Source organism: Streptomyces sp. NPDC046727 (assembly GCF_040645635.1).
Lineage (GTDB): Bacteria > Actinomycetota > Actinomycetes > Streptomycetales > Streptomycetaceae > Streptomyces.
Genome location: NZ_JBEYYR010000011.1, coordinates 148,488 through 172,291, shown reverse-complemented (window position 1 = coordinate 172,291; position 23,804 = coordinate 148,488). Strand labels below are relative to the sequence as shown.

General features: G+C 73.9%; 17 protein-coding genes. 1 reads left to right on the top strand and 16 read right to left on the bottom strand.

What is annotated here, in order from left to right:
* Positions 1 to 3,321: an ABC transporter permease gene (locus ABZ937_RS16540; protein WP_361692090.1), complete on the bottom strand. Its 3,321-nt coding sequence runs from the start codon at positions 3,319 to 3,321 to the stop codon at positions 1 to 3.
* Between the two features lie 176 nt (positions 3,322 to 3,497).
* Positions 3,498 to 3,902, bottom strand: coding sequence for a globin (locus ABZ937_RS16535; protein WP_361692087.1), 405 nt, complete (start codon positions 3,900 to 3,902; stop codon positions 3,498 to 3,500).
* Positions 3,903 to 4,000: 98 nt separating this feature from the next.
* On the opposite strand from ABZ937_RS16535, the gene ABZ937_RS16530 reads away from it, so the two are divergent.
* Positions 4,001 to 4,978, top strand: coding sequence for a methyltransferase domain-containing protein (locus tag ABZ937_RS16530; RefSeq protein WP_361692084.1), 978 nt, complete (start codon positions 4,001 to 4,003; stop codon positions 4,976 to 4,978).
* 14 nt (positions 4,979 to 4,992) lie between these two features.
* Here the strand turns inward: ABZ937_RS16530 and ABZ937_RS16525 are convergent, their stop codons facing one another.
* The 14 genes from ABZ937_RS16525 to ABZ937_RS16460 all read right to left on the bottom strand — a co-directional run bounded on the left by ABZ937_RS16525 (position 4,993) and on the right by ABZ937_RS16460 (position 23,668).
* Positions 4,993 to 6,654, bottom strand: coding sequence for an FHA domain-containing protein (locus ABZ937_RS16525; protein WP_361692081.1), 1,662 nt, complete (start codon positions 6,652 to 6,654; stop codon positions 4,993 to 4,995).
* A gap of 57 nt (positions 6,655 to 6,711) precedes the next feature.
* On the bottom strand, positions 6,712 to 8,091 hold the full coding sequence (locus ABZ937_RS16520) for a VWA domain-containing protein (RefSeq protein WP_361692078.1): 1,380 nt from the start codon (positions 8,089 to 8,091) through the stop codon (positions 6,712 to 6,714).
* A gap of 131 nt (positions 8,092 to 8,222) precedes the next feature.
* Positions 8,223 to 9,593: a protein phosphatase 2C domain-containing protein gene (locus ABZ937_RS16515; protein WP_361692075.1), complete on the bottom strand. Its 1,371-nt coding sequence runs from the start codon at positions 9,591 to 9,593 to the stop codon at positions 8,223 to 8,225.
* 3 nt (positions 9,594 to 9,596) lie between these two features.
* A complete protein-coding gene (locus ABZ937_RS16510; RefSeq protein WP_361692072.1) occupies positions 9,597 to 12,071 on the bottom strand; it encodes a tetratricopeptide repeat protein in 2,475 nt (824 codons plus the stop codon).
* Positions 12,068 to 13,348, bottom strand: coding sequence for a hypothetical protein (locus tag ABZ937_RS16505; RefSeq protein ID WP_361692069.1), 1,281 nt, complete (start codon positions 13,346 to 13,348; stop codon positions 12,068 to 12,070). The genes ABZ937_RS16510 and ABZ937_RS16505 overlap by 4 nt, the downstream gene beginning before the upstream one ends.
* A 41-nt stretch (positions 13,349 to 13,389) precedes the next feature.
* The gene (locus ABZ937_RS16500; RefSeq protein WP_361692066.1) at positions 13,390 to 14,418 is read right to left on the bottom strand and encodes a glutamate ABC transporter substrate-binding protein; all 1,029 of its coding nucleotides are present in this window, start codon (positions 14,416 to 14,418) and stop codon (positions 13,390 to 13,392) included.
* Between the two features lie 14 nt (positions 14,419 to 14,432).
* Positions 14,433 to 15,758: a hypothetical protein gene (locus tag ABZ937_RS16495; protein ID WP_361692319.1), complete on the bottom strand. Its 1,326-nt coding sequence runs from the start codon at positions 15,756 to 15,758 to the stop codon at positions 14,433 to 14,435.
* Between the two features lie 241 nt (positions 15,759 to 15,999).
* The gene (locus ABZ937_RS16490) at positions 16,000 to 16,992 is read right to left on the bottom strand and encodes a BadF/BadG/BcrA/BcrD ATPase family protein (RefSeq protein WP_361692063.1); all 993 of its coding nucleotides are present in this window, start codon (positions 16,990 to 16,992) and stop codon (positions 16,000 to 16,002) included.
* Positions 16,983 to 18,248, bottom strand: a complete 1,266-nt coding sequence (locus ABZ937_RS16485) for a 6-phospho-beta-glucosidase (protein ID WP_361692060.1) — start codon at positions 18,246 to 18,248, stop codon at positions 16,983 to 16,985. The genes ABZ937_RS16490 and ABZ937_RS16485 overlap by 10 nt, the downstream gene beginning before the upstream one ends.
* A 7-nt stretch (positions 18,249 to 18,255) precedes the next feature.
* Complete coding sequence (locus ABZ937_RS16480) at positions 18,256 to 19,089, bottom strand: carbohydrate ABC transporter permease (RefSeq protein ID WP_361692057.1); 834 nt, start codon at positions 19,087 to 19,089, stop codon at positions 18,256 to 18,258.
* Positions 19,090 to 19,092: 3 nt separating this feature from the next.
* Complete coding sequence (locus ABZ937_RS16475; protein ID WP_361692054.1) at positions 19,093 to 20,034, bottom strand: sugar ABC transporter permease; 942 nt, start codon at positions 20,032 to 20,034, stop codon at positions 19,093 to 19,095.
* Positions 20,031 to 21,377 carry an ABC transporter substrate-binding protein gene (locus ABZ937_RS16470; protein WP_361692051.1) on the bottom strand — a complete coding sequence of 449 codons (1,347 nt, stop codon included), beginning with the start codon at positions 21,375 to 21,377 and terminating at the stop codon, positions 20,031 to 20,033. Before ABZ937_RS16470 ends, ABZ937_RS16475 begins: the two co-directional genes overlap by 4 nt.
* A gap of 44 nt (positions 21,378 to 21,421) precedes the next feature.
* A complete protein-coding gene (locus tag ABZ937_RS16465; protein ID WP_361692048.1) occupies positions 21,422 to 22,633 on the bottom strand; it encodes an ROK family transcriptional regulator in 1,212 nt (403 codons plus the stop codon).
* A gap of 207 nt (positions 22,634 to 22,840) precedes the next feature.
* Entirely contained in the window at positions 22,841 to 23,668 is an 828-nt protein-coding gene (locus ABZ937_RS16460; RefSeq protein WP_361692045.1) for a hypothetical protein, read from the bottom strand.
* Between the last annotated feature and the right edge of the window lie 136 nt (positions 23,669 to 23,804).

The window sequence follows — 23,804 nt, the reverse complement described above, 5'->3', positions numbered from 1 at the left end:
TCACTCGCCTCCCTGGGCGCGCAGTGCCCCCGCCGGATCCGTCCGGCGTACGGCCGCTGTCGCCGCGATCGTCAGCGGTGCCGCGGCGACGGCGGCGAGGAGCAGGGCCACGTGGGCCGGGGGGAGCTGGACCAGGAGGTCCGGTACGGGGCGGGTCGCCTCGCCGGTGAGGACGATCAGCGGCAGGACGGCGCGGGCCAGTACGGTGCCCAGACCCAGGCCCACCGCGAGCGCCAGGCCCACCAGGACGGCCTGTTCGGCGGCGACCGTCCGGGCCAGCTGGCGGCGTGGCACGCCGAGCGCGCGCAGCACGGCGAACTCGGCGGCGCGGGCCCGCTGCGCGCCGGCGGCGCCGACCGCGAAGCCGACCGCGGCGAGCGCCGCCGCCACCACGGCCGCCGCCGTGAACGCGGCCTCGGGGCCGGCGCCGAACGGGTCGTCGCGCAGTTCGGCGGCGATCTCGTCGCGCACCACGACCTCGCCCGGCTCGACGTCCGGCAACGCCCGTACGGCGGCGGCCACGTGCGCGGAGGCGCCGGGTGCGGTGGCGAGCCACCACTCGGTGGGGATCGCGCTCTCGCCGTAGCGGGCCTGGAGCACCTGGTTCAGGGCGCGCAGGTCGAGCAGGACGGCACCGCCGTCGCGGGCGCCGGTGTTCGCGGGGTCGGCGGTGGCGGGCAGGGCGCGTACCGCCCGGACGATCCGTACCGGCACGGTCCGGTCGCCGATCGTGAGGCCGACCCGTTGCCCGGGGCGGGCGCCCGCCGCCGACAGGTAGCGGTCGGTCGCGACGGCCGGCACCTCGGCGGGCGCGGCCTGGGTCGCCTGGAGCCGGAGCGTGACGGAGGCGACCGTCCAGATGCCGGCGTCCGGGAGGTAGCCGGTGCTGTAGGAGAAGGTCAGCGGGTGGGTGCCGGTGACCTCGGGGCGGGTCGGGCTGGTGGCGGCGCTCGGTACGGCGGCGCCGCCGGCCTCCGCGGTGGTGGTCCAGCGGGCGGGCAGGGCGAGCCGGTGCTCCTGCCCGTCCGTCCCGGACGCCGTCAGCTCGTCGAGGGTGAGCCGGTGTCGTTCGGCGCGCTCGGCGGGCTGGGTGAGGTCCAGGCGGAGACCGGTCAGGGTCACCGGGCCGGAGGCGGTGCCGAGGCCGAGGGCCAGGGTGTGCGGGCGTCCGTCGGCGGGCAGCTGCCCGAGCGGCAGCTGGTACGGCACCCCGTACCGGTCCGCCAGCGTCACCGTCACCGAGGCCGTGGTCCCCGGCCCGGTCGAGGAGTGCAGTCGGGCCGTCAGTCGCAGCCGGGTGGTGCCCGCCGGCACCCGGGCCCCGGCCGGGGTGCCCTTCGGGGTGAGCCGGGCCAGCAGCGGCCGTACCGGTTCGTCCGCGAGGTCGGGGCGCATGAGGACCGCGTCCTTCGCGTGCGCGGTGTCGAGGGCCAGCACGGTCGCCGTACGGTCGCCGGACAGCGGCTGGGCGCCGCGCACGGCCGGGGCCGCCGCCCGCACCCGCGGCAGCCCGGCGTACAGGTCCGTACGGCCGAACCCGTCCTCCCCGGCGGCCAGTACCCGCACCTGCGTCCCGGCCCGGAAGTCGGCCTGGTCGTGCTGCGAGCGGTCCCAGGAGGCGGCCTGCCCGATCGCGAGCATGCCGAGCGCGACGGCGAGGACGAGCAGCAGCACCGGTCCCGCCGCGCGCGCGGTGCGCCGGCTGAACTGCCAGCCGGCCAGCGCCACCGGCAGCCCCCGCCCGCCGGCCGCCCACCGCTCGGCGAACCGCGCCACGGGCGGCAGCAGCCGCAGCGTGAGCACGGTCCCCGCGAGCAGGGCCAGCGCGGGCGCGGCCACCAGCAGCGGATCGACGCCGAGCGTGCCCGACCGGTCGGCGGCCACGGCCCCGGAACCCTGCCGGCCCAGCTGCCAGTAGGCGACCGCGGCGATCGCGAGGAGCCCGAGATCGCCGCCGGCCCGCAGCGGGGCCGGGACGGTCCGGGCGCCGGCCGGCCGGGGCGTCTTCCGGCGGCGGAGCTTCACCGGCAGCGGCCAGCCGCGCCGGGGGCCGGGCCCGCGCACCCCGTCCCCGGCCCCGGTGACCGCCGGTACGGTCACCGCCAGCGCGCAGCCCAGCGCGACCCCGGCCGCCACCAGCCAGACGACGGGCCGCCCGGCCGCCGGGAGGTCCAGGCGCAGGCCGAGCCGGGCCAGCGGGCCGTGCCCGGCGAGCAGGGCGGTGAGCGGGCCGGCGAGCAGCGGCGCGCAGACGGCGGCGGGCAGCGCGAGCAGCAGGGCCTCGGCCGCGGCCAGGGCGGCGATCCGGGTGCGGGACGCGCCGCGGGCCCTGAGCAGCCGGGTCTCGTCGGCGCGTTCGGTGCTGAGCAGCCGGGCCACCAGCAGCAGCGCGTAGCCGGCGAGCAGCACGAGCTGGAGCGCGACGATCAGCAGCGTGGAGCGGGCCACGAGCAGCGAACGGTCCACCCGGTCCAGCACGTCGGGCAGCCCGGTCTGCGACACCGTCGTCCCGCTCAGCGCGGTCGGCTTGCGCAGGGCCGCGCTGCCGGCCCGGGCCGCCGCGCGCAGCTCCCCGATCCGTCCCGTCGGCACCGAGGCGAAGTCCGCCGACGCCAGCCAGGCCGTCGAACCGGCGCTGACCCGGCCGCCGGTGAGGACGGCGGGGTCGGCGAGGAGCGGGCCGTACGTCGTGAAGCCGGACTTCCTCACGCCGCGGCCGAGGAGGTCGTCCAGCCGCCAGTACGGTGCCGTCACCGAGGCGGGGCGGTACACGCCGACGACCCGGACCCGGGCCGCGGGGCCGTGCAGCCGGTTCGCGAGGGTGAGCCGGGCGCCGGGCTTGAGCCGCAGCGCCCCGGCGGCGGTCTGCGGGAGCGCCACCTCGACCTCGCCGGCGGCGGGGCGCGGGAGGCGGCCGGCGGACAGCCGCAGCTGGCCGCGGTCCAGGGCCGCGAAGTACGTCAGGTCCGGGTCGCCCGACCGGCCCGTGGCCGGCTGGAGCGAGCGGGGCAGGGCGTACGGTCCCGAGCGGCGCAGGGTCCGTACGGTCACCGGTAACCCGTCGAAGGTCCGCCGGGCGCCGGCGCGGACGGCGGTGTCGGCGGCGGTGCGCTCGGCCGGGGGCACGTCGGCCTTGACGATCAGCGCGGTGTCGGCGGCGGTGCGCGGGTCGGCGAGCACATGGCGCAGGGCCGCGTCGCCGATGGCGCCCGAGTACGCCGTCAGCGTCGCCAGTACCGCGGTGGTCAGCACCACCGTCAGCAGCGCGGCGCCCAGCAGCAGGCGGTGCGCACGCGCGCGTGAGAAGACGAACCCCGTCACCCGGCCCCCGTGTGTCCGGACTTCCAGACCTTCGGGCGATGCTGGCAGAGAGGCCGGGTGCGGGGTAAGCGGTTGTCGGCCGGTCTATACCGGATTGTGATCGGAATGCGGCGACGGGTGACCGGAATCCGACCTTCAGTGAGGGCCTGTCAGGTTTCCGTGATCAGCCGGGCCGGTCAGTCCGGGGTGTTCACCATCGACGCGGCGGCGTACGTCAGGTAGTTCCACAGCGTCCGCTCCTGCTCCTCCGGCAGCCCCAGCTCGTCGACGGCCACCCGCATGTGCCGCAGCCAGGCGTCGTGCGCCGCCCGGTCCACGGTGAACGGGGCGTGCCGCATCCGCAGCCGGGGGTGGCCGCGGTTCTCGCTGTAGGTGGTGGGGCCGCCCCAGTACTGCATCAGGAACAGCGCCAGCCGCTCCTCGGCCGGCCCCAGGTCCTCCTCCGGGTACATCGGCCGCAGGAGCGGGTCCTCGGCGACTCCCTCGTAGAAACGGTGGACGAGCCGGCGGAAGGTCTCCTCCCCGCCGACCTGCTCGTAGAAGGTCTGCTCCTGAAGCGTGCCGCGCCGAATCTCATTCACCCGTCCATCGTCTCAGACGGGGTGACCCAGGACTCAAGGCTTAGGACCGGCCCCGCCGCCACGCCTCCACGGCGGACACGCGGCCCTAATGTGGACATATGGGCGCCTACGACACCGAGATCGAGGTTCTTGCCGCCGCCGCGCGGGCCGCGCTGGTGCGGGCGATCGACGCCGAGGGGGTCTGGGCCGAGGACCCGGTGTGGCGGGAGGCGTTCGCGGCGGTGCCCCGGCATCTGTTCGTGCCGTACTACTACGTCCCCGGGCCGGGCGGCTACGAGCGCCGCTGGGGCGAGAGCCCCGACCCCGAGGCCCGGGAACGCTGGGTGCGCGGCGCCTACACGGACGTACCGCTGGCCACCCGGCTGCGCGACGGCGAGCTGCTCTCCTCCAGCAGCCAGCCCTCCCTGATGGCCCGGATGCTGGTCGCCCTGCGCGTCGAGGACGGCAACCGGGTCCTGGAGGTGGGCGCCGGCACCGGCTACAACGCGGCCCTGCTCGCCCACCGGCTCGGCGCCGACGACCTCGTCACCACCATCGACCTGGACCCGGAGATCACCGAGTCGGCCCGGCAGCACCTGACCGCGGCCGGCTACCGCCCGGTCGTCGTCACCGGCGACGGCGCGCGCGGGGCACCCGAACGCGCCCCCTTCGACCGGATCGTCGCCACCTGCGAACTGCCCACGGTGCCGCGCGCCTGGCTCGCCCAGTCCCGCCCCGGCGCGCGCGTCCTCACCCCGCTCGCCACCGGACTGCTCGCGCTGACCGTGCGGGACGCGGAGCACGCCGAGGGCCGCTTCCTGCCCCGGGCCGCCTTCTTCGTGCCGCTGCGCGGCGAGGGCAGGGCCGAGCCCGAGGGCGTCTGTCTCGCCGGGCTGCCGGACGGGGCCCGCGAGCAGGAGCCGTTCCGCTTCCTGCTCGCGCTGACCCGGGGCACGCTCGATCCGCTGGAGGCGTACTCCCTGTGGGAGCGCGAGGGCCGGCCGGGCCGCGGACGCTACGGCGTCACGGTCGGCGGCGAGCACGCCTGGGCATGGCTGGACGACCCGGAGGGGCCGTACGCCTGGCCCCTCCCCTAGGCCGTGGCCGCCCGTCAGCCCCGGCGGACGGTGATCGTCGTCCAGGCGCCCACGTGCACCCGGTCGCCGTCCCGCAGCGGGACCGGCACGAACGGCTGGATCGGCTCCTCGGACATGTTGACCGTGGTGCCGTTCGTCGAGTTCTGGTCGACGACGGCCCAGCTGCCGTCCTGCTGCTGCACCAGCACCGCGTGCTGGTGCGAGACGCCCGGGTCCTCCGGCGGCACCGACAGGTCGACGTCGGGGGTGTCGCCGGTGGAGTGCCGGCGGCGGCCGATGGTGACCTGGTTGCCGGTGAGCGTGCGCCGCTGCTCCGGCGAGTACGCGGGCAGGTTCAGGCCCGCGGCCTCCGGGCCGGAGCGCTGCATCATCGCCATGAAGTACTCGCGGTCCGGGCCGATGGTCGCGATCCAGGTGGCCGGCCCGGATGCCTGCGGCGCCTGCGGGAAGCCGCCGGGTCCGGTCGGGGCCTGGGTGGCGCCGGGCTGCGGGTAGCCGTAGCCGCCCTGGCCGCCGGGACCCTGGCCCGGGCCGGGTCCGGCCGGGCCGGTGGACGACGGCGGGGAGATCACCCAGTCGTCGTCACCGGCCGGAGGCCGGCCGGTCTCACGCGGGAACGCGGGCGGAGCCGACGCCCCGGCCTGCGGGAACGCCTGCGGGGCAGCACCGGGGCCGCCGGGCGGCGGTGCCTGACGGGAGGGGTCACCGCCGAAGCCGGTGGGGCCGGGCGGAGTGGGGCCACCGGGCCGGGACGGGTCCTGCCCGAAGGGCGGGGGCACGGACGGCCCGCCGGGGCCCTGCCCCGGACCGCCGCCGAACCCGGAGGGGCCACCGGCCCCCGGGCCCTGCCCCGGACCGCCGCCGAAGCCGGACGGACCGGACGGGGCACCGGGGCCCTGCCCCGGACCGCCGCCGAAGCCGGAGGGGCCACCGGCGCCAGGGCCCTGTCCCGGACCGCCGCCGAAGCCGGACGGACCGGACGGGGCGCCGGGGCCCTGCCCCGCACCCTGACCCGGCATCGTGCCCTGGCCGCCGAAGCCGGCGGGACCGGACGGGCCACCGCCACCGGGGCCTTGCCCCTGCCGCTGGCCCGGCACCTGGCCGAAGCCCTGCGGCGGTCCCGGCGGGCGCTGGTTGCCACCGGCGAAGGGCGGCGCGCCCGAGGGGCCGGGGGAGGTCGGCGGGCCGGACGGGGCACGGTCGCCGCCGAACGGCGTCGGCCCCGACGGCTCGCTGCCGAAGGACGGGATCGGCTCGGCGGGCCGGTTCACCTGCGAGGGGCGCGAGCCCTGGTAGTCGAACGCGTCACCGTCGCCGTACGTCGCGCTCGGCGGCTGGAACCGCGGCTGCTGCGGGCGCGGGGCGGCCGGGGTGTACGAGGTCGCCGTGTTGGTCAGGAAGTTCCACCGGCACTCCTCGCAGAAGGGCGCGCCGCCCTCGCGGGGCGTACGGCACTGCGGGCACAGCTCCGGCTCCGGCGCGGGTCCGCCGGCGGGGTGCGGGCGGCCCCCGCCGGCCTGTCCGCCGGGACCGCCCGGGCCGGCGGGCGGCGGGAAGCCGTAGCCGCCGGCGGGCGGCGGCGGAGGGGGCGGAGGTACGGCACCGGCCATGCGGTGACCGCAGACCTCGCACCAGTCGTCGGAACCCGACTGGTGTCCGTTCGGGCAGGTCGGCATGTCGGTGCTTCCCCTTCTCCTAAGGGTCGGTCTGGATCGCTCGTACGGCTTCCAGGGTCACTTCTTTACACGAACAGTCTTTGTGGACCGGGTCTCCAGAGTCATCTCGTCGGCCTCCGCGACCCTCGTCTTCAACCGCACAGTACCTGTCGCGGCGTCGACCACGTCCACCACCTTCGCAAGCAGTTTCGCAGTATCCGCGTTCCCCGAGGCGCTCGCGAGCTGAACCGCGCGCCCCAGTTTGGCCGTTGCTCCATCGAAATCGCCCGCTTTGCGCAGATCGAGCCCTTGCTGGATGGCTTGGGACAGTTCGGCCTGCCCGGTGTAGTGGGCGACTTGGGGGCTGATCGCGGTGGAGGCGACCAGGTCGTCCGTCCACACGGCCCGTACCAGCCCCTGGGCGCCGAGGCTTTGCGCGGTACTTCCCCCACGCTCGGCTTCGCTCGCGCGGGAGGTGCCCCCAGGCTGCGGCACCACCAGGGAGACCCGTGCGGCGAGCATCTCCTGGCCGAGCCCGGCCGCCGGGACCGTCACGCACAGGTGGTAGTCGCGGGACTCGTCGCCCCAGGACCCGGTCGGATAGTCCCCGGCGCGGGGCCCGGCCTCGATGCGACGGCCGGTCAAGTCGTCCATGGTCGGGGCGACTTGCTTGACGAACCGGATGGTCGTGCCGACCGGCGTCCACACCCGCAGGGCGACGTCGGCGACCTCCTTGCCCATCGCCGTCTCCATCATCCGCGTGAAGTCCGCGGCGAGTCCGGCCGGGTCGGCGACGATGTCGGCGGTGCCGAGCAGCGCCGAAGCGATCCCTGTGACTTCTTTCACTTCCCAGTCGGTGCCCACGCCGCGCGCGTCGCAGGTGAAACGGCCCGCGCAGGCGTCCAGCGTGGCCCGCAGGTCGTCCGGTGACTCGTGTTCATTGCGGCCGTCGGTGAGCAGGATGCCGTGCCGGATGGTGACCTCCGCCGAGGACAGCAGCCGGTCGGCGAGCCGCAGCCAGGTGCCGATCGCCGTACCGCCGCCCGCGCTCAGCCGGCGCAGCGCCTGCTTGGCCTGCTCCCGGGTGCCGGCGTCGGCGACCGCGAGCCGCCCGCCGCCCGGGTAGACCTCCTTGGCCACGTGCGTGCCGCCGATCACCGCGAAGTGCGTGCCGTCGCGCAGGGTGTCGATCGCGGCGGCCGTGGCGTCCCGGGCGCCCCGCATCTTGGCCGGCGGGTAGTCCATGGAGCCCGAGCAGTCGACCATGATCGCCACCGCGGCGGAGGGCGGCTGCCCCGGCGGGTACACGGGCGCGGAGACCGCGCCGCCGATGGTGCCGCCGCCGGTCGCGGTCACCGTGACGACGGCGTTGACCTCGCTGCCGCCCTCGGGCAGGAACTCGTTCTGGTAGACGTCCACCGAGAACTGTGGCGCGCGCGACTTCGCGAAATTGGCCATGCCTGATCGCATCCCCCTCGGACACCTCGCTCACACGAGGCGATGACTGTCGGCGGACCGGTCCCCTCCGGTCCGCCACGGCTTCCCCGTGCCGTATCCCCGCCGTGTACTCGTCTACGGCTGTACGGCCCTCAGGCCGATCCTGCCCCCTGCGACGGCGCCGGGAACGGCAGGACCGCCACTGTTACGTTGTCGTGGCCCCCGCCGTCCAGGGCGTGCCCGACCAGCACCCGGGCCGCGTGCAGCGGGCGGGAGGCCGCGTCCGGCGGGACGACCTCGCCCATCTCGTCGGCCGTCTCGGCGTAGTTCCACAGTCCGTCGGTGCACACCACCACCGCACCCGGCCGGTCCGGTTTGAAGCAGGCGGTGTGCGGCTCCAGTTCGTAGGCGTCCGCGCCGAGCCAGCCGGTGATCGCGTGGGCGCGCTCGTCGGCGTACGCCTCGGCCTCGCTCATCAGTCCCGCGGCGACCATCTGCGCGGCCCAGGAGTCGTCCTCGGTGAGCCGGGCCGGTGGCGCGGTGCGGTCGGTGGGCACCCAGTAGGCACGGCTGTCGCCGACCCAGCCGACGACCAGCAGCCCGGAGGTGACCACCGCGCCGACGATCGTGCAGGCCGGGGCGTTCTGGTGCGGGGCGTGCTCGCGGGCCGTGGCGGGCTCCTCGGCGAGCGCGTTGACGGCCTGCGAGGCGGCGACGATCGCCTCGTGCATCGCCGCCTGCGGGTGGGTGCCCCGCGGCAGCGCGGCCAGCAGGATGTCGCCGGCGGCCTGGGAGGCGGCCAGGGAGGCGTCGTCGGGGCGGGTCGCGGAGGACACGCCGTCGCAGACGACGGCCAGCACCGCCGGGGCGCCGTCGGGCAGCGTGGTGTGGCCGACGGCGAAGGCGTCCTCGTTGCGGTGGTGGCGCAGCCCGCGGTCGCTGACGGCGGCGACCGGGCCCGTCTCCCGCTCGATGTGGTCGCGCTCGCGCGGCTGGGCGTGCCCGCAGTTCTCGCAGTAGCCGTCGCTGTCCACCCGGCCCGCCCGGCAGGCCACGCAGAGCTGCGGCGGATCGGCCGGGGCGGCGGCACCGGCGGCCAGCCGCGGGTCCGGAGCCTGCAGCGGGTACTCGTCGGGCTCGGCGGGCCGGTCGAACCGCACACCGGAACCGGCGGGCTGCCCGGAACCGGCGGGCTGCTCGGGACCCGTGGACCGACCGGGGCCGGACGCGTGCGCGGCCGGCGGCGTGCCGCCCGGGTCGGTGGCGGGCAGGTCCGTCGGCAGGTGCGCCGCCGACGGGGGAGCGGAGCCGGCCGGCTCGGGAGCGGGCCAGGCCACCCCGTCCCCGGCGGAACCGGACCCGGCGGAACCCGTCATGGTGAGCGTCGGATGGTCGTCCTGCGGCGGGGCGGGCACCACCGAAAGGTCGTACCCGCACGCTCCGCAGAACAGGTCACCCGACTCCACGGGCTCCGCGCAGCTCGGGCACTTGGACAGTGCGGCCTGCTGGGGCATCTGCGACATCGACTACACCCACGTCCGGGGGCGGTAACGGTTGGCCCGTTCCACCAGCTCGATCCTCTCCTCGCCGCCGGGCGCCAGCCTGGCCAGCGTGCGATAGGCGCGCTCCAGGCCGAAGCGCAGACCCCGCTCGTCCAGTCCGCTGCCCAGCAGCACCCGGCCTCCGGCGGCGGGGCCGGTGCCCTCACCACCGGAGAGTATCCAGTCCAGCGCGCAGCCGAGCACTTCCGCGGACAACCGCTCGCGCCGCGCCGGGTCCAGACCGTACGCCTGGAGTGCCTCGACCTGCCCGGCGGCGGCCGTCAGGTCGTTCAGGAACGGTACGTCACCGGCGCTCGCCGTGCGCTGTCTGAGCCGCGCCCGGACGGCGGCGACCCGGGCGGCCGTGTAGTGGATGGATGACTCCGGCACCGACTCCAGCGTACGCACGGCGCCGGTCCGGTCCCCGGCCGCGAGCCGCACCCGGGCCAGACCGAACGCGGCGCTCACGAAGCTCGGGTCGGTCGTCCACACCAGGCGGTAGTACTCGGCCGCGTTGTCCAGCTGGCCCAGCACCTCCGCGCACAGCCCGAGCGCCAGCTTGGGCGCGGCCTCGCCGGGGAACGCGTCGTAGATCGCGTCGAAGGCGAGCGCGGCGCCCTCGAAGTCGCCGGTGACCAGGGCCGTCACGCCCCGGTACCAGACCACCCGCCAGTCCTCGGGCCGTTCCTCGTCCAGCTTGGCCAGGCTCATCAGCGCGGCCTGGTGGTCACCGTTCTCCAGGCGGGCGCGGATCTGCCTGAGCCGGGTCTCCACGGTCTGCGTGGGCGCCGCGGCGAGCGCGCTCATCAGCTCGGCCGGCGCGGAGGCCAGCAGGCCCGCCAGGAAACCGGCGCCCGGGTCGTTCGGGTCGACCAGCGGGACCGGCAGGGCGAGCGCGGCGGACCCGGTGTCGACGGGCTCGACCAGGGTGTGCGGCACGGGAGCCGGGCCCGCCGGGCCGGACGCGGGCCGCTTCCGGCCGGTCGCCTCCCGCGCCCCCAGCCGCGACACGTGTCCGTCCAGCCGGGGGAACAGCTCGGTGTCGGTGACCTTCACCTCGGGCCCGAACAGTGTCGACAGCGCGGGCCGCGCCTGCCCGGTCTGCAGCGAGACGACCTCCCGCAGCACGCCCGTCAGCTGCTCGGCCATCTCCTGCGCGGAGCCGAACCTGCGGGCCGGGTCGGGGTCGGTGGCCCGGACCAGGAGCCGGTAGAAGGACTCGTAGCGGCGGAAGACGTCGATGGTGTCGGGGTCGGGCAGGGAGTCGGCGTAGACCGTCGTGTAGCCCTGGAAGTCGAAGGTGAGCACCGCGAGGGTGCGGCCCACCGTGTAGAGGTCGCTGGCCACCGACGGGCCGACGTCGGCGACCTCCGGTGCCTGGTAGCCGACCGTGCCGTAGATCGCCGACTCGTCGTCGTCCATGCGGCGCACCGCGCCCATGTCGATCAGCTTGAGCTGGTCCTCGGTCTGGATGGCGTTGTCGACCTTGAAGTCGCAGTACAGCAGGTTGCGGCTGTGCAGATGGCCGAGCGCCTCCAGGGCCTCGATGCCGTATGCGCACGCCTGCTCCACCGGCAGCGGGTCGCGGCGGCCGTCGGGTGCCCGGCGGGCGTTGGCGATCTCCTTCAGGGACTTGCCGCCGACGTACTCCATGACGATGTAGCCGTCGAGGGAGCCGGTGCGCTGGTCCAGGTGCTCCACGAAGTTGTAGATCCGCACGATGTTGGCGTGCTCGATCTCCGCGAGGAAGCGCCGCTCGGAGATCGCGGCGGCCATCGCGTCCTGGTCGCCGGTGTCCAGCAGGCCCTTGAGCACCACCCAGCGGTCGGAGACGGCCCGGTCCACGGCGAGGTAGATCCAGCCCAGGCCGCCGTGCGCGAGGCAGCCCGCGACCTCGTACTGGCCGTGCACGATGTCCCCGGCGCGCAGCTTGGGCACGAAGGAGTACGGGTGCCCGCACTTGGTGCAGAAACCTTCCGTGCGGCCCGGACGGTCGCCCCGGGCCCGGCCCACCGGCGCCCCGCAGTCCGACCGCGAGCAGAACCGCTTGCGCTCGGGCACCTCCGGGTTCTCCAGCACCATCGCGCGCGGGTCGGGCCGCGGCACCTGCGGCACGGCGACCAGCCCCGCACCGAGGCGCCCGCGGGAGGAGGCGCCGGACGAGGAACCCGAGCTGCGCACCGACACCGAGCGGCCCGAGGACTTCCCCGACAGCGACCGGGAGAGCCGCCCGGAGACCGAGCGCCGCGACTTCGACGACTGCGAGGACGTACGGGAGCTACGGGAACTGCCGCTGTCGGCCGAGCCCTTGGTGACCCCGGTGGGCGGCGAGCCCACCATGCCGGTCGCGGACACCACCGGCGCGAGACCGCACGTGTCGCAGTACAGCTCGCCGCCGCCGACGTCCTCGTACGAGCCCCCGCAGCCCGGCCGCTGGCAGGTCTGCCCCGGCTGACTCATGACTGATCCCCCTTACGGTCCTCCGGCGCGCTCGCGCCGCCGAGCGCCTCGGCCGCGGCCTGCTGGTAGCGCAGCACGGCCTGCTCGGCCACGCGCAGGTCGCAGGGCGCGCTCCACAGCATGCGGCGGGCCGCGTCGTACCGCTCGACGAGCAGCGGGTCCTCGGCGAGGCCGTGCCGGGCGACCTTCGCCTTGTAGGCGTCGAGCCGGCCGCGCAGCTCGGCGCGGACCGCGAGGGGCGCGGTGACCGCGGTCAACGACTCGCGGGCGCGCAGCAGTTCGTCCTCCGCCTTCTGCTCCAGGGACTCGAGCAGCGGGGAGAGCCGGTGCCACTGGGCCTGCCTGCGGTACTCGGCGGCGGTCGTGAGCTGCTCCTGCAGCACGGTCGGCGGCCCGCTCACCACCGGCACCTCGGTGGCGGCGATCTTCGCCAGCACCTCGCCGCGCGCGGTACGGGCCTCGGCGAGGGTGCGGTCCGCGCGCGAGAGGACGTCCCGCAGCCGGATCAGCCGCGCCTCCGCGTCCTGGCGGACCGTCAGCACGGCGTCGATCTCCCGCCGTACGTCCTCCAGGGCGCGCGCCTCACGGTCGTACACCGTCGTGTCCGGGCGACCGCCGCCGGGCGCCGAGCTGCCCTCGGTGGGCACCCAGAAGGCGAGCGGGTCGGTGACGACGTCCTCGCGCAGCCTGGTCAGCGTGCGCGTGATGCGCTCCAGGTCGTCGCCGGCCGGGTGCTCGCCGGGGCGCACCCCGACGGAGTGCGCGAGGCCCCGGGTGCGCTGGAGTTCCGCGGCGAGTAAATCGATCCGCGCGGGCAGCGCCGACCAGACCGCGTCGGCGGCGACGATCATGTCCAGGCTCGTCGCGTACAGCTCGTTCATCCGGTCGACCAGGGCGGACAGCGAGAACGTCTCGCTCAGCCTGCCGTTCCCGCCGCCGGGGACGGTCACGGACTCGCCGCGCAGCAGCCCGGTCAGCTCCGCCAGGTCCTCGCGGCTGGACCAGCGGCGTCGGGCGCGGATCTCGCGGGCGCCGCGCAGCGCGGCCGTGTAGGCGTCGAAGTACCCCCACAGCAGGGTGATCCGCTCCTCCGTGGCCTGCCAGCGTTCCTTGGTGACGCCGGTCAGCTCGGCACCTTCGAGGAGTCTGCGGCCCGCGTGGTCCTGCAGGGCCAGCAGCGAGGTCTCGATCGCCTCGTGCTCCTGGCCGAGCCGCGCCAGCGCACGGTCCACCTCGTCCCGGTCCATCACCGGCCCGGCGGGGTCCGTGACGCCCATCGATCACCTCTCGCTTGCTGTCTGTTCCGGTCGGGTGTGGCTCAACTGCTGCTCAGGTACTGCGGCGCGGGCGGCTTCGACGCCGACGGGTCCTTCCCCAGTGTGGCCGACAGCCAGGTGTCGTACGACGTCTGCCAGCCGTGTGCGCGATAGTCCACCAGAACACGATTGACCCGGCGTACCAGATCGGTGGCGCCCTTCTTCATCGCCACGCCGTAGTACTCGGTCGTGAACGCCTCGCCCTTCAGTTCGACGGTCGGGTCCTGGGCGGCCTGGCTCGCGGCGAGGGCGCCGTCGGTCACCACCGCGTCCGCCTCGCCGAGCTGCAGCCGGACCAGGCAGTCGAGCTGGTTCGGGACGGTGGCGGCGATGTCGGTGGAGGCGGGCAGCCGGCCGGTCTTCCGGTCGGCGTCCAGCTTGGCGTACGCGGTCGAACCGGCCGCCGTGCACACCTTCTTGTGCGCCAGCGAGCCGTCGTAGCCGGTGATCGTCGACGACTTGGGGGCGAGGACCTGCTGGCCGGTCTTGAAGTAGGGCGCGGAGAAGGCGACCTGCTGGAGCCGGTCACAGGTGATCGTCATGGTCCGTACGACCATGTCGACCCGCCCGTTCTGGATCGCCGGGATGCGCTGGCTGGTCGGGATCGCCTTGAACTGCACCGCGTCCGGGTCGCCGAGGATGTCCTCCGCGATCCGGTGCACGAGGTCGATGTCGAAGCCCTCCAGCTCCGCGCCCTCGGTGTTCGGATTGCGGTAGCCCCAGCGGTAGCTGTTCTGGTCGACGCCGACGACCAGCTTGCGCTTGGCGCCCGTGCGGGCCTTGATGGCGTCGATCGTCGGTCCGTCGGCGCCGGACGGGGCGAGCGTCCGCTGGTGCACATCGCCGTCGTCGCAGCCGTCGGCGGCGGCCTGGGTGCCGGTGGCGACCCGCCGGCCGCCCCGGTCCGGCTCCTGCTGCTGGGTGGTGCGCGGCAGCAGCAGGACGAACGCCAGCGCCAGCGCGCACAGCACCGCCATCGTGGCGACCCCGCCCCAGCCCCGCAGGGAGGCCCGTGCACGGCTCACGTCCATCGCCTTGCCCCCTGTCACCGGTACTCCGAAAGCCTGCGGCCTATGCCGGCGACGGCGCCGGCCGCGCCCAGTACCGCGAGGACGGCCACGCCGACCGGCAGCCCGGCCAGGGCGTCCCGCCCGTCCCCGGCCGACTGCCTGAACTCGGCCTGCTCATGGGCGATGGCCCGGGCGAGATTGCGGTCGACGCTGTCGAAGCACTCGCCGGTCGCGCCCTTCGCGCCGATCACCTTGTCCAGCGCCTGCTGGTAGTTGCCGTTCTCGTCCTCGGCGCGGGCCGAGGCGTGGCGCTGCTTCCACACCGCCATGTTGCCTTCGGCAGCCTCGACCGGGGCGGTGCCCCCCTGGTCGTCGGCGAGGTCCGCCGCCTCGGCCAGCCCCTTGCCGAGCACGGCGATGTCCTTGTCGAAGTCGTAGTAGTAGGCGTCGTACGGCTTGCCGTCGACCGTGACGGTCTCCGCGCCGCGCGCCACCAGGCTCAGGTTCTCGTTGCCGCGCGCCTTCAGGGAGGCGATCCGGGCGTCGTGCAGCACGTTGAGCGACCGGACGCCGTGCTCGTACGAGCCGTCGAGCCCGGACCGGGCGACGGCGTGGCCCACCACCAGCCACAGCAGGCCGACGGTGGTCGCGGCGGTGGCGGCGACCAGGCCGTGGTTGAGGACGCGGTTGGTGCGCCGGTACATGCGCTGCTGGGCCCAGCCGAGCCCGGCCAGGGCGAGCACGCCGAGCGCGATCGCCACCCACGGGTACGGCGTCGCGTCCCCGTAGTCGGCGTCCAGGCGGCGGTTCTCCGTCGTGTAGAGGTCCTCCGCCGCCGGGAGCATGTCCTTCTGCATCTTCTCGTTCGCGTACCGCAGATAGGCGCCGCCCACCGGATAGCCCTGCCGGTTGTACGTCCGGGCCCGCTCGATCAGGCCCTTGTACTCGGGCAGCAGCCGGTTCAGCCTGGCGATGGTCGCCTCGGAGGCCGAGCCGGGCTCGGCGTTGGCGGCGGCGGTGACGAGACCGGCGGCAGCGGTCCGGATGTCCTTCTCGTACCGGTCCCGGGAGTTCGCGTTCTCCTGGCCGCCCGCCAGGAACCCGCTGGACGCGGCGGTGTTGGCGTCGGCCAGCGACCGGTAGATGCCGGCCGCGCCGGAGCTGAGCGGCTGGCTGTGGTGCAGCACGTCGTCGGCGGCGGCCGAGCGCGCGCTGGTCTGCCAGGCGGTGACCGCCCCGAACGCGACGACCAGCAGCGCCAGCACGGCACCGATGATCCGCAGCCGCCCCGGCTCGGTCGTCGCGGCGGCCCGCAGCCGCTCGACACCCTCGGCAAAAGCGGTCCGGCGGGCCGGCGGCACGGGGGAGGGGGCCACGGCAGGCGCCGCCGGCGGCGCCGCGCTGCTCTTCGGCGGGTGTGTCACTCGACCTCCCCCATGGTCATCCGTTCGCCGCCCAGTATCACCGCCCGCACTGACATTGCGCACCGGCCTTCACTGGATCTTGATCGGATCGCAGCGTGCCCAGGGGCGCGTGCCGGCGGACGCACCACCCCCTGTGAAAGAACACGCTGGTGACGGGGGATCGGTTCCACGGAGACGGTCAGGCCGTTCCGGCCTCCCAGTGCTTCCGCGCCCGCTCCTGCGCCCCCGCCCCCGCCGCCAGCCGGTCCAGGCCCAGCAGGGCCGCGCCCAGGACCGGGCTCGCCGTGACCACGCGGACGACGGCCTTGGGGGCGCGGCTGGCCAGCAGGGCGTGGACGGCGTCGTTCAGCTGGGGGTGGCCGGCGGTGAGGACGCTGCCGCCGAGGAGGACCGGTGTCTCCTCCGCCAGGAGGTCCAGGCGGGTCAGGGCGACCGTGGCCATCACCGTGACCTCCTCCGCGAGCCGGGTGACGAGCGCCCGGGCCACCGGGTCGCCGTCCGCTGCCGTGGCGAAGAGGACCGGGGTCAGCTCGTGCCGGCGGTCGTGCTCGACGTGCTCCAGGTGCAGGGCCTCGATGAGGGCGTACATGGACGGCAGGCCGAAGTGCGCGGGGAGGGCGCGGGCGAGGGCGGTCGGCTCGCCGCGGCCGTCCTCCGCGCGGGCCGCGTACCACAGGGCCTCCTCCGCCAGGCCCCAGCCGCCGCCCCAGTCACCGGAGATGCGGCCCAGGGCCGGGAAGCGGGCGGTGAGGCCGTCGGGGCGCATGCCCACGCAGTTGATGCCGGCGCCGCAGACGACCGCCACGCCCCGGGGCTCGGCGACGCCCGCACGCAGGATCGCGAAGGTGTCGTTGCGGACCTCCACCGACGTGCCCCACGCGCGCGCGTGCAGCGCGGTCGCCAGCCGCTCCTCCTCCACCGGGAGATCGGCGTTGGCCAGGCAGGCCGAGACATGGGAGACGGACGGGACGCCCGCGTCCGCGAGGGCGCGCCCGACCGGTTCCGCCAGCGCCTCCAGCGCCGCCGGTACGCCCACCGCGGGCGGGCGGAAGCCGCCGCCGCGGGCCGTGGCCAGGACCTCGCCGGCGGCGGTGACCACGGCCACGTCGGTCTTGCTGTTGCCCGCGTCGATGGCGAGGACCGTCAGGGGGTCAGGTGCGGTCAGGCCCACGCCAGGTGCTCCCGGTTGTGTGCGATCAGCTGGTCGGTGAGGGTCTCGGCGTACGCGTACTGGCCGATCAGGGGGTGCGCCAGCAGTGCGCGCAGCACGCGGTCCCGGCCGCCGCGCAGGGCCGCCTCCAGCGCCAGGTCCTCGTACGCCGTCACGTTCGCGATCAGGCCCGCGAAGAGAGGGTCGAGCTCCGGGACCGGCAGCGGGACCGGGCCCGCCGGGCCGACCGCCGCCTGCACCTCGATCACGGCGTCGTCGGGCAGGAAGGGCAGCGTGCCCCTGTTGAGCGTGTTCACCACCTGGTACGGACTGCCTTCGCCGCCCAGGAGCGCCGCCGCCAAGTCCACCGCCGCCTCCGAGTAGAAGGCACCGCCCCGCTTGGCGAGCAGCGCCGGCTTCTCGTCCAGGGACGGGTCGCCGTACATGGTCAGCAGCTCGCGCTCCATCGCCGCCACTTCGGCCGCCCGCGAGGGCTTGGTGCGCAGTTCCCGTACGACCTCGTCGTGCGCGTAGTAGTAGCGCAGGTAGTAGGAGGGGACGACGCCGAGGCGGTCCAGCAGGGGGCGGGGGAGGCGGACGTCGTCGGCGATCGCCCCGCCGTGTTCGGCGAGCAGCTTGGGGAGGACGTTCTCGCCTTCCGGGCCGCCCAGGCGCACACCTGTCTCCCAGGTGAGGTGGTTCAGGCCCACATGGGCCAGATGCACATCCGCCGGGGCCGTGCCCAGCAGGGCCGCGAACTTCCGCTGGAAGCCGATCGCCACGTTGCACAGGCCGACCGCCCGGTGCCCGGCCTGGAGCAGGGCGCGGGTGACGATGCCGACGGGGTTGGTGAAGTCGATGATCCAGGCGCGGGGGTTGGCACGGCGGACCCGCTCGGCGATGTCCAGCACCACCGGGACCGTGCGCAGGGCCTTCGCCAGGCCGCCGGCGCCGGTGGTCTCCTGGCCGATGCAGCCGCACTCCAGCGGCCAGGTCTCGTCCTGCTGCCGGGCCGCCTGGCCGCCGACGCGCAGCTGGAGCAGCACGGCGTCGGCGCCGTCCACGCCCGCGTCCAGGTCGGGCGTGGTGACGATCCGGCCGCCGTGGCCCTGCTTGGCGAAGATCCGCCGGGCCAGGCCGCCGACCAGCTCCAGGCGGTCCGCGGCCGGGTCGACCAGGACCAGTTCCTCGATGGGCAGGGTGTCCCTGAGGCGGGCGAAGCCGTCGATGAGTTCGGGGGTGTAGGTCGAGCCGCCGCCGACCACGGTGAGTTTCATAGCCAGTTCAACCCTTTACTCCGGTGAGGGTGACGCCCTCCACGAACGCCTTCTGGGCGAAGAAGAACACGAGGATCACGGGGGCCATGACCAGCACGGTCGCGGCCATGGTCAGGTTCCAGTCGGTGTGGTGGGCGCCCTTGAAGGACTCCAGGCCGTAGGAGAGGGTCCAGGCGCCGGGGTTCTCGGACGCGTAGATCTGCGGGCCGAAGTAGTCGTTCCAGGCGTAGAAGAACTGGAAGAGGGCCACGGCCGCGATGCCCGGCTTCGCCATCGGCAGGACGACCCGCAGCAGGGTCCTGAGGTCCCCGCAGCCGTCGACCTTCGCCGCGTCCAGGTACTCGTTCGGGATCGTCGTCAGGAACTGGCGCAGCAGGAAGACGGAGAACGCGTCGCCGAACGCCATCGGGACGATCAGCGGCCACAGGGTGCCGGACAGGTCCAGCTGCTTGGCCCAGAACAGGTACATCGGGATGACGACCACCTGCGGGGGCAGCATCATCATCGAGATCACCAGCATGAGCGAGAGACTGCGGCCCCGGAAGCGGAACTTGGCGAGCGCGTACGCCACCGGGACCGACGACACCACGGTCAGGACGGTGCCCAGGCCGGCGTAGATCAGCGTGTTCCGCCACCAGGTGAGGAAGCCGGGCGTGTCGAAGACCTTCCGGTAGTTGCCCCACTCCCAGGTGTGCGGGACCAGGTCCCGGCTCAGTGCCTGGGTGTCGCTCATCAGCGAGGTCAGGAACACGAACACGAAGGGGAGCGTGAAGAACAGCGCGGCTGCCACCCCCAGGGAGTGGACCGCCACCCATTCCAGACGCGTCTTACGGCGGTTCATACGTCAGTCACCTGCCTGGATCAGGCCGCCCCGGCGCCGCATCAGCAGCGCGGTGAACGCCATCGACAGGGCGAACAGCACCAGCGCCACCACGCAGGCCGAGCCGTAGTCGAAGCGTTGGAAGCCGAGGTTGTAGACGAGCTGGGGGAGGGTGAGCGTGGACCTGTCCGGGTAGCCGGGCTCGAACTGGGTGCCCGCGCCCTGGATCACCCCGGAGGCGACCTTCCCGGCGATCAGCGGCTGGGTGTAGTACTGCATGGTCTGGATCACGCCGGTGACGACCGCGAACATCACGATGGGGGAGATGTTCGGCAGGGTCACGTACCGGAACCGCTGCCAGGCCGAGGCGCCGTCCAGCTCCGCCGCCTCGTACTGCTCCGTCGGCACGTCGAGCAGCGCGGCCATGAAGATGACCATGAGGTCGCCGACGCCCCACAGGGCCAGCAGGGTCAGCGCCGGCTTGGACCAGGCGGGGTCGTTGAACCAGCCCGGCGCCGGCAGCCCGGCCTTCTCCAGGATCGAGTTCACCGGGCCGGTGCCGGGGTTGAGGAGGAACGCGAAGGCCATGGTCGCCGCGACCGGCGGGGCGAGGTACGGCAGATAGAACAGGGTGCGGAAGACACCCGTACCCGTCTTGATCCTGGTGATGAGCAGCCCGACGCCGAGTCCGAAGACGACCCGCAGCGACACCATCACCACGACCAGCCACAGGGTGTTGCGCAGGGCCGGCCAGAACAGCGGGTAGTGCTCGAAGACGTACGCCCAGTTCTTCCCGCCGCTCCATTCCGGCGGCCGGAAGCCGTCGTAGTGCATGAAGGAGAAATAGACCGTGGAGAGCAGCGGGTAGGCGAAGAAGACCGCGAAGCCGATGAGCCACGGCGACATGAAGGCGAGGGTGCGCAGGGCCGAGCGCCGGCGTTTCGACGCGAGGGTGACGGTGCTCATCCCTGTGCCTGCGCGATGTCCGTGTCGATCTGCGCGGCCGTCTTCTTCAGCCCGGCCTTGAGATCGGTGGCCTTTCCGCTCTCGTAGTCGTAGCCGAACTGCTGGATCGTCACCAGGTACACACCGCCGTTGACCGAGGCGGGCGAGGTGGTGGAGTGCGGGTTCGCGGCGATGTCCAGGAAGGTCTTGAACCGCGGGTCGTACTTCAGCTTCGGGGATTTCAGCGCGGCCAGCGTGGAGGGCACGTTGTGGATCTCGTTGGCGAAGCCGACCACCGCGTCCGTGTCCGTGGTCATGTACTTCACCAGCTCCCAGGCCGCGTTCTGCTTGTGGCTGGTGGCGGCGATACCCGCGATGGTGCCGGTGATGTAGCCCTTGCCGTACTGCTCGGCCTGGTCGTCCGGGACGGGCAGCGGGGCCACCCCGATCTCGAAGCCGGGCTTCGCCTCCTCGGCCATGCCGAGCCGCCATTCGCCGTCGAGCTGCATGGCGACCTGGCCGGTGTGGAAGGGGTGCTTGGGACCCCACTCGTCACCCAGGGTCGCGCGGAACTTCTCCAGCCGTGCGAATCCGCCGAGTTCATCGACGAGCTTCTTCTGGAGCGTGAAGCCCTTCTCGAAAGCCGGGTCCTCGGCGAGCTTCGACTTGCCGTCCTTGTCGAAGTACGTCGGCGAGAACTGCCCGAAGTAGTGCTCGGTCGTGGACTCCCAGCCGTGGTAGTTCGGCATGAATCCGAGCTGCCGGTAGCCGTCGCCCTGAGGGATGGTCAGTTTCTTTGCGTCCGACCGGAATTCGGACCAGGTCTTCGGAGGGCCGGCGATGCCCGCCTTCCTGAACGCCGTCTTGTTGTAGTACAGCCCGTACGCGTCGCCGAGCAGCGGAACCGTGCAGCGGTCACCGTCGAACTCGGTGTACTCGTTCATCGGCTTCGGGAACGTCTTCTCCGGGTCGATCCCGGACTTCTCGAAGAACGGGTTCAGATCGACCAGCGCGCCCGAGGAACAGAACCTGCCCACATTGTTGGTGGTGAACGACGAGATCACGTCCGGGGCCTTGTCGCCGCCGGCCCGCAGCGCCTGGTTGATCTTGTCGTCGGTCATGTTGCCGACGATGTTCACGTGGATGTTGGGGTGATCCCGCTCGAAGCCGGCGACCAGCGACTTGACCGCCTTCACCTCGTTCGGCGCGCTCCAGGCGTGCCAGAAGTTGATCGTGGTGTCCTTCGAGGGGTCGTCCGTGGCACCCGAGGCGGACTGGCCGGTACAGGCGGTGGTGAGGAGGGCGAGGGAGGCAGTCACGGCAAAAGCCGCTTTTCGGGCGACTCCGGGTATGGCTGTGGGCATGGCGAGGTCTCCCAGGGGGACGGGGTCGGGAAAAGAAGGGGCGCTCAGCGCGAGGTGTCGAAGACCTCGTCGCGGGTGGCGGCGAGCGCGGACTCCAGCGCGCCGCGCAGCACGGGGTTCTCGCGGACGTCACCGACGACCAGCCGGGGCCGGGCCGCGGCCAGCTCCTCCAGCTCGGCCTGGACGAGGGCGCGCAGCACCTCGCCGCCGGCCGTCAGGACGGAGCCGCTGAGGACGACGAGTTCCGGGTCGAGGACGGAGACGAGCGAGGCGAGACCGGTGGCCAGCCGGGTGGCGTACGTCCGGAGCAGCTCCCGGTGCGGGCCGCCGGTACGGTCGGCGGCGCGGGCCACGAGTGCGGCGGCGGCCTCGTGGTGCGGCCCCGACGGCACGTCCGGGACGCCGAGTTCCCGGGCCAGCCCGGGTATGGCCTGGGAGCCGGCCAGCTCCTGGTAGCCGCCGCTGTTGGCCTTGGTGACCTGGCGGACCAGCGGGGTGCCCGGCACCGGCAGGAAGCCGACCTCGCCGGCGCCGCCGGTCCAGCCGCGGTGCAGCCGGCCGCCGAGGACCAGGGCGGCGCCGAGGCCCTCCTGGTTCCACAGCAGCACGAAGTCCGCGTGGCCGCGGGCCGCGCCGAGCCGCTGTTCGGCGATGGCGGCGAGGTTGACGTCGTTCTCGTACTCGACCGGCATCGGGAGCGCCGCCGCGAGATCGTCGAGCAGCGCGGGGGAGTGCCAGCCGGGCAGGTGGGAGGCGTAGCGCAGCCGCCCGGTGTTGGGGTCGAAGGCGCCGGGGGTGCCGATGACCAGCCGGTGCACGTCGGACCGGGCGAGCCCGGCGGCCTTGACGGCGCCGTCGAGGGCGTCGGTGACCTGCCGGACGACGGGCTGCGCGGGGCGCCGGCCGGGGGTGGGCAGCTCGTACTCGCCGACCGTGCGGCCGGTGATGTCGGCGACCGCGGCCCGGATGCGGTGCGGGGTGACATCGAGCCCGGCGGCGTACGCGGCACCGGGATCGACGGCGTACAGCTGGGCGCTGGGGCCCGGCCGGCCCTCGCTGGTGCCGGTGACCCGGACCAGTCCGGCCGCCTCCAGGCGGGCCAGCAGCTGGGAGGCGGTGGGCTTGGACAGGCCGGTGAGCTTGCCGATCCGGGTGCGCGACAGCGGCCCGTGCTCCAGCAGCAGGTCCAGGGCGGCGCGGTCGTTCATGGCGCGCAGCACGCGCGGGGTGCCCGGCGTACCGGCGGTTCCTGCCATGGGGTCGACACCTGCCCTTCCAGCCACTCAGCTTCTCAGCGACCTGGCCGCGCCGTCCAGTCTTGATCACCGACGGCCGGGAGATCACTGTTAGGAAAGTTTCCTATTCGGGTGGGAGGAACGTATGCCCAGGACGAAGGGGGCGTCAATAGACAACGCCCCCGAGGCAACAGACTCGTTACCTCGGGGGCGTCGCGGTAGGGGGTGCTACTTCACGGTCACGTGGTCACCGGCGGAGGTCCTGGCCGCCGTGGAGGCCGTACCGGCGAAGACGAAGCGGTAGGTGCCGCTCTTGGTGGCCTTCACCGTGGTGGACAGGGCGCCCCCGGTGCCGGAGGTGATCGCCTTGACGTTCGCGTACGCGCCGCCGTCCGCCTTGAACTGCAGGACGACCTTCTGGTCCCGGTAGCCGGTGTTGCGCCCGGCCGACCAGTCCGCGCGGGTCAGCTTGCCCTTGACGGTGAGCGTCCCGCCCTTCGCCACGGGCTCCGGGGCCGCGTCCGCGGTCAGCTGGGCGGCGCGCTTCACCTTCACCGAGGCGAGGTTGCCCCACATGGTGACGTCGTTCTCGCTGTGCAGGTAGTCGTCCGAGGCGCTGCCGTCGCTGTGCGCGTAGACGCCCGCGGCCTTCCAGGTGGTGGCGTCGGCGGCCTCGTACAGCGACTCGTCCGGAGCGGCCGTGAGCGTCTCGGTGCAGCTCTCGGTGACGGTCGTGTCCGTCGTGGCGGTGGTCGTGCAGACGGGGGCCTTCTCCGGGCCCAGCTCGTTGTCGAGCGACCTCAGGGTGCCGCGGTACAGAATCACCGCCTGCAGGGTGTTCTTCTGGTCGATGACCAGGTCCTTCGGCCGGGTCAGGGTGTACGACACGGGAACGGTCACGGCCTTGGCGGCGCCGACCACGACCGGCTTGCCCTTGTTCACGGTCACGCCGGAGAACGTCAGGTCCGGCGTACCGGCCGCCGACGCGGCGGGCGCGGCGAGGCCGGCCAGGGCCAGGGCACCGGACAGGGCGGCGCCTATGGCGAGCTTGCGCATGTTTCCCCACATTCGAGGCGGACCCCCGGGCGACGTCGCGCTCCAGAGCAAGGGTCCGCTGTGGAGGCGACCCTAGAGGATCAACAGGTGCGGACGGAACGCGGGGTTCCTGTGAAGACGATCTGCATCCGAGGGT

What these genes read in the sequence shown, in the direction of transcription:
- ABZ937_RS16530 (WP_361692084.1), top strand. Translation starts at nt 4,001, where the DNA reads ATGGGCGCCTACGACACCGAGATCGAGGTTCTTGCCGCCGCCGCGCGG.
- ABZ937_RS16525 (WP_361692081.1), bottom strand. Translation starts at nt 6,654, where the DNA reads ATGCCGACCTGCCCGAACGGACACCAGTCGGGTTCCGACGACTGGTGC.
- ABZ937_RS16520 (WP_361692078.1), bottom strand. Translation starts at nt 8,091, where the DNA reads ATGGCCAATTTCGCGAAGTCGCGCGCGCCACAGTTCTCGGTGGACGTC.
- ABZ937_RS16515 (WP_361692075.1), bottom strand. Translation starts at nt 9,593, where the DNA reads ATGTCGCAGATGCCCCAGCAGGCCGCACTGTCCAAGTGCCCGAGCTGC.
- ABZ937_RS16510 (WP_361692072.1), bottom strand. Translation starts at nt 12,071, where the DNA reads ATGAGTCAGCCGGGGCAGACCTGCCAGCGGCCGGGCTGCGGGGGCTCG.
- ABZ937_RS16505 (WP_361692069.1), bottom strand. Translation starts at nt 13,348, where the DNA reads ATGGGCGTCACGGACCCCGCCGGGCCGGTGATGGACCGGGACGAGGTG.
- ABZ937_RS16500 (WP_361692066.1), bottom strand. Translation starts at nt 14,418, where the DNA reads ATGGACGTGAGCCGTGCACGGGCCTCCCTGCGGGGCTGGGGCGGGGTC.
- ABZ937_RS16485 (WP_361692060.1), bottom strand. Translation starts at nt 18,248, where the DNA reads ATGAAACTCACCGTGGTCGGCGGCGGCTCGACCTACACCCCCGAACTC.
- ABZ937_RS16480 (WP_361692057.1), bottom strand. Translation starts at nt 19,089, where the DNA reads ATGAACCGCCGTAAGACGCGTCTGGAATGGGTGGCGGTCCACTCCCTG.
- ABZ937_RS16475 (WP_361692054.1), bottom strand. Translation starts at nt 20,034, where the DNA reads ATGAGCACCGTCACCCTCGCGTCGAAACGCCGGCGCTCGGCCCTGCGC.
- ABZ937_RS16470 (WP_361692051.1), bottom strand. Translation starts at nt 21,377, where the DNA reads ATGCCCACAGCCATACCCGGAGTCGCCCGAAAAGCGGCTTTTGCCGTG.
- ABZ937_RS16465 (WP_361692048.1), bottom strand. Translation starts at nt 22,633, where the DNA reads ATGGCAGGAACCGCCGGTACGCCGGGCACCCCGCGCGTGCTGCGCGCC.
- ABZ937_RS16460 (WP_361692045.1), bottom strand. Translation starts at nt 23,668, where the DNA reads ATGCGCAAGCTCGCCATAGGCGCCGCCCTGTCCGGTGCCCTGGCCCTG.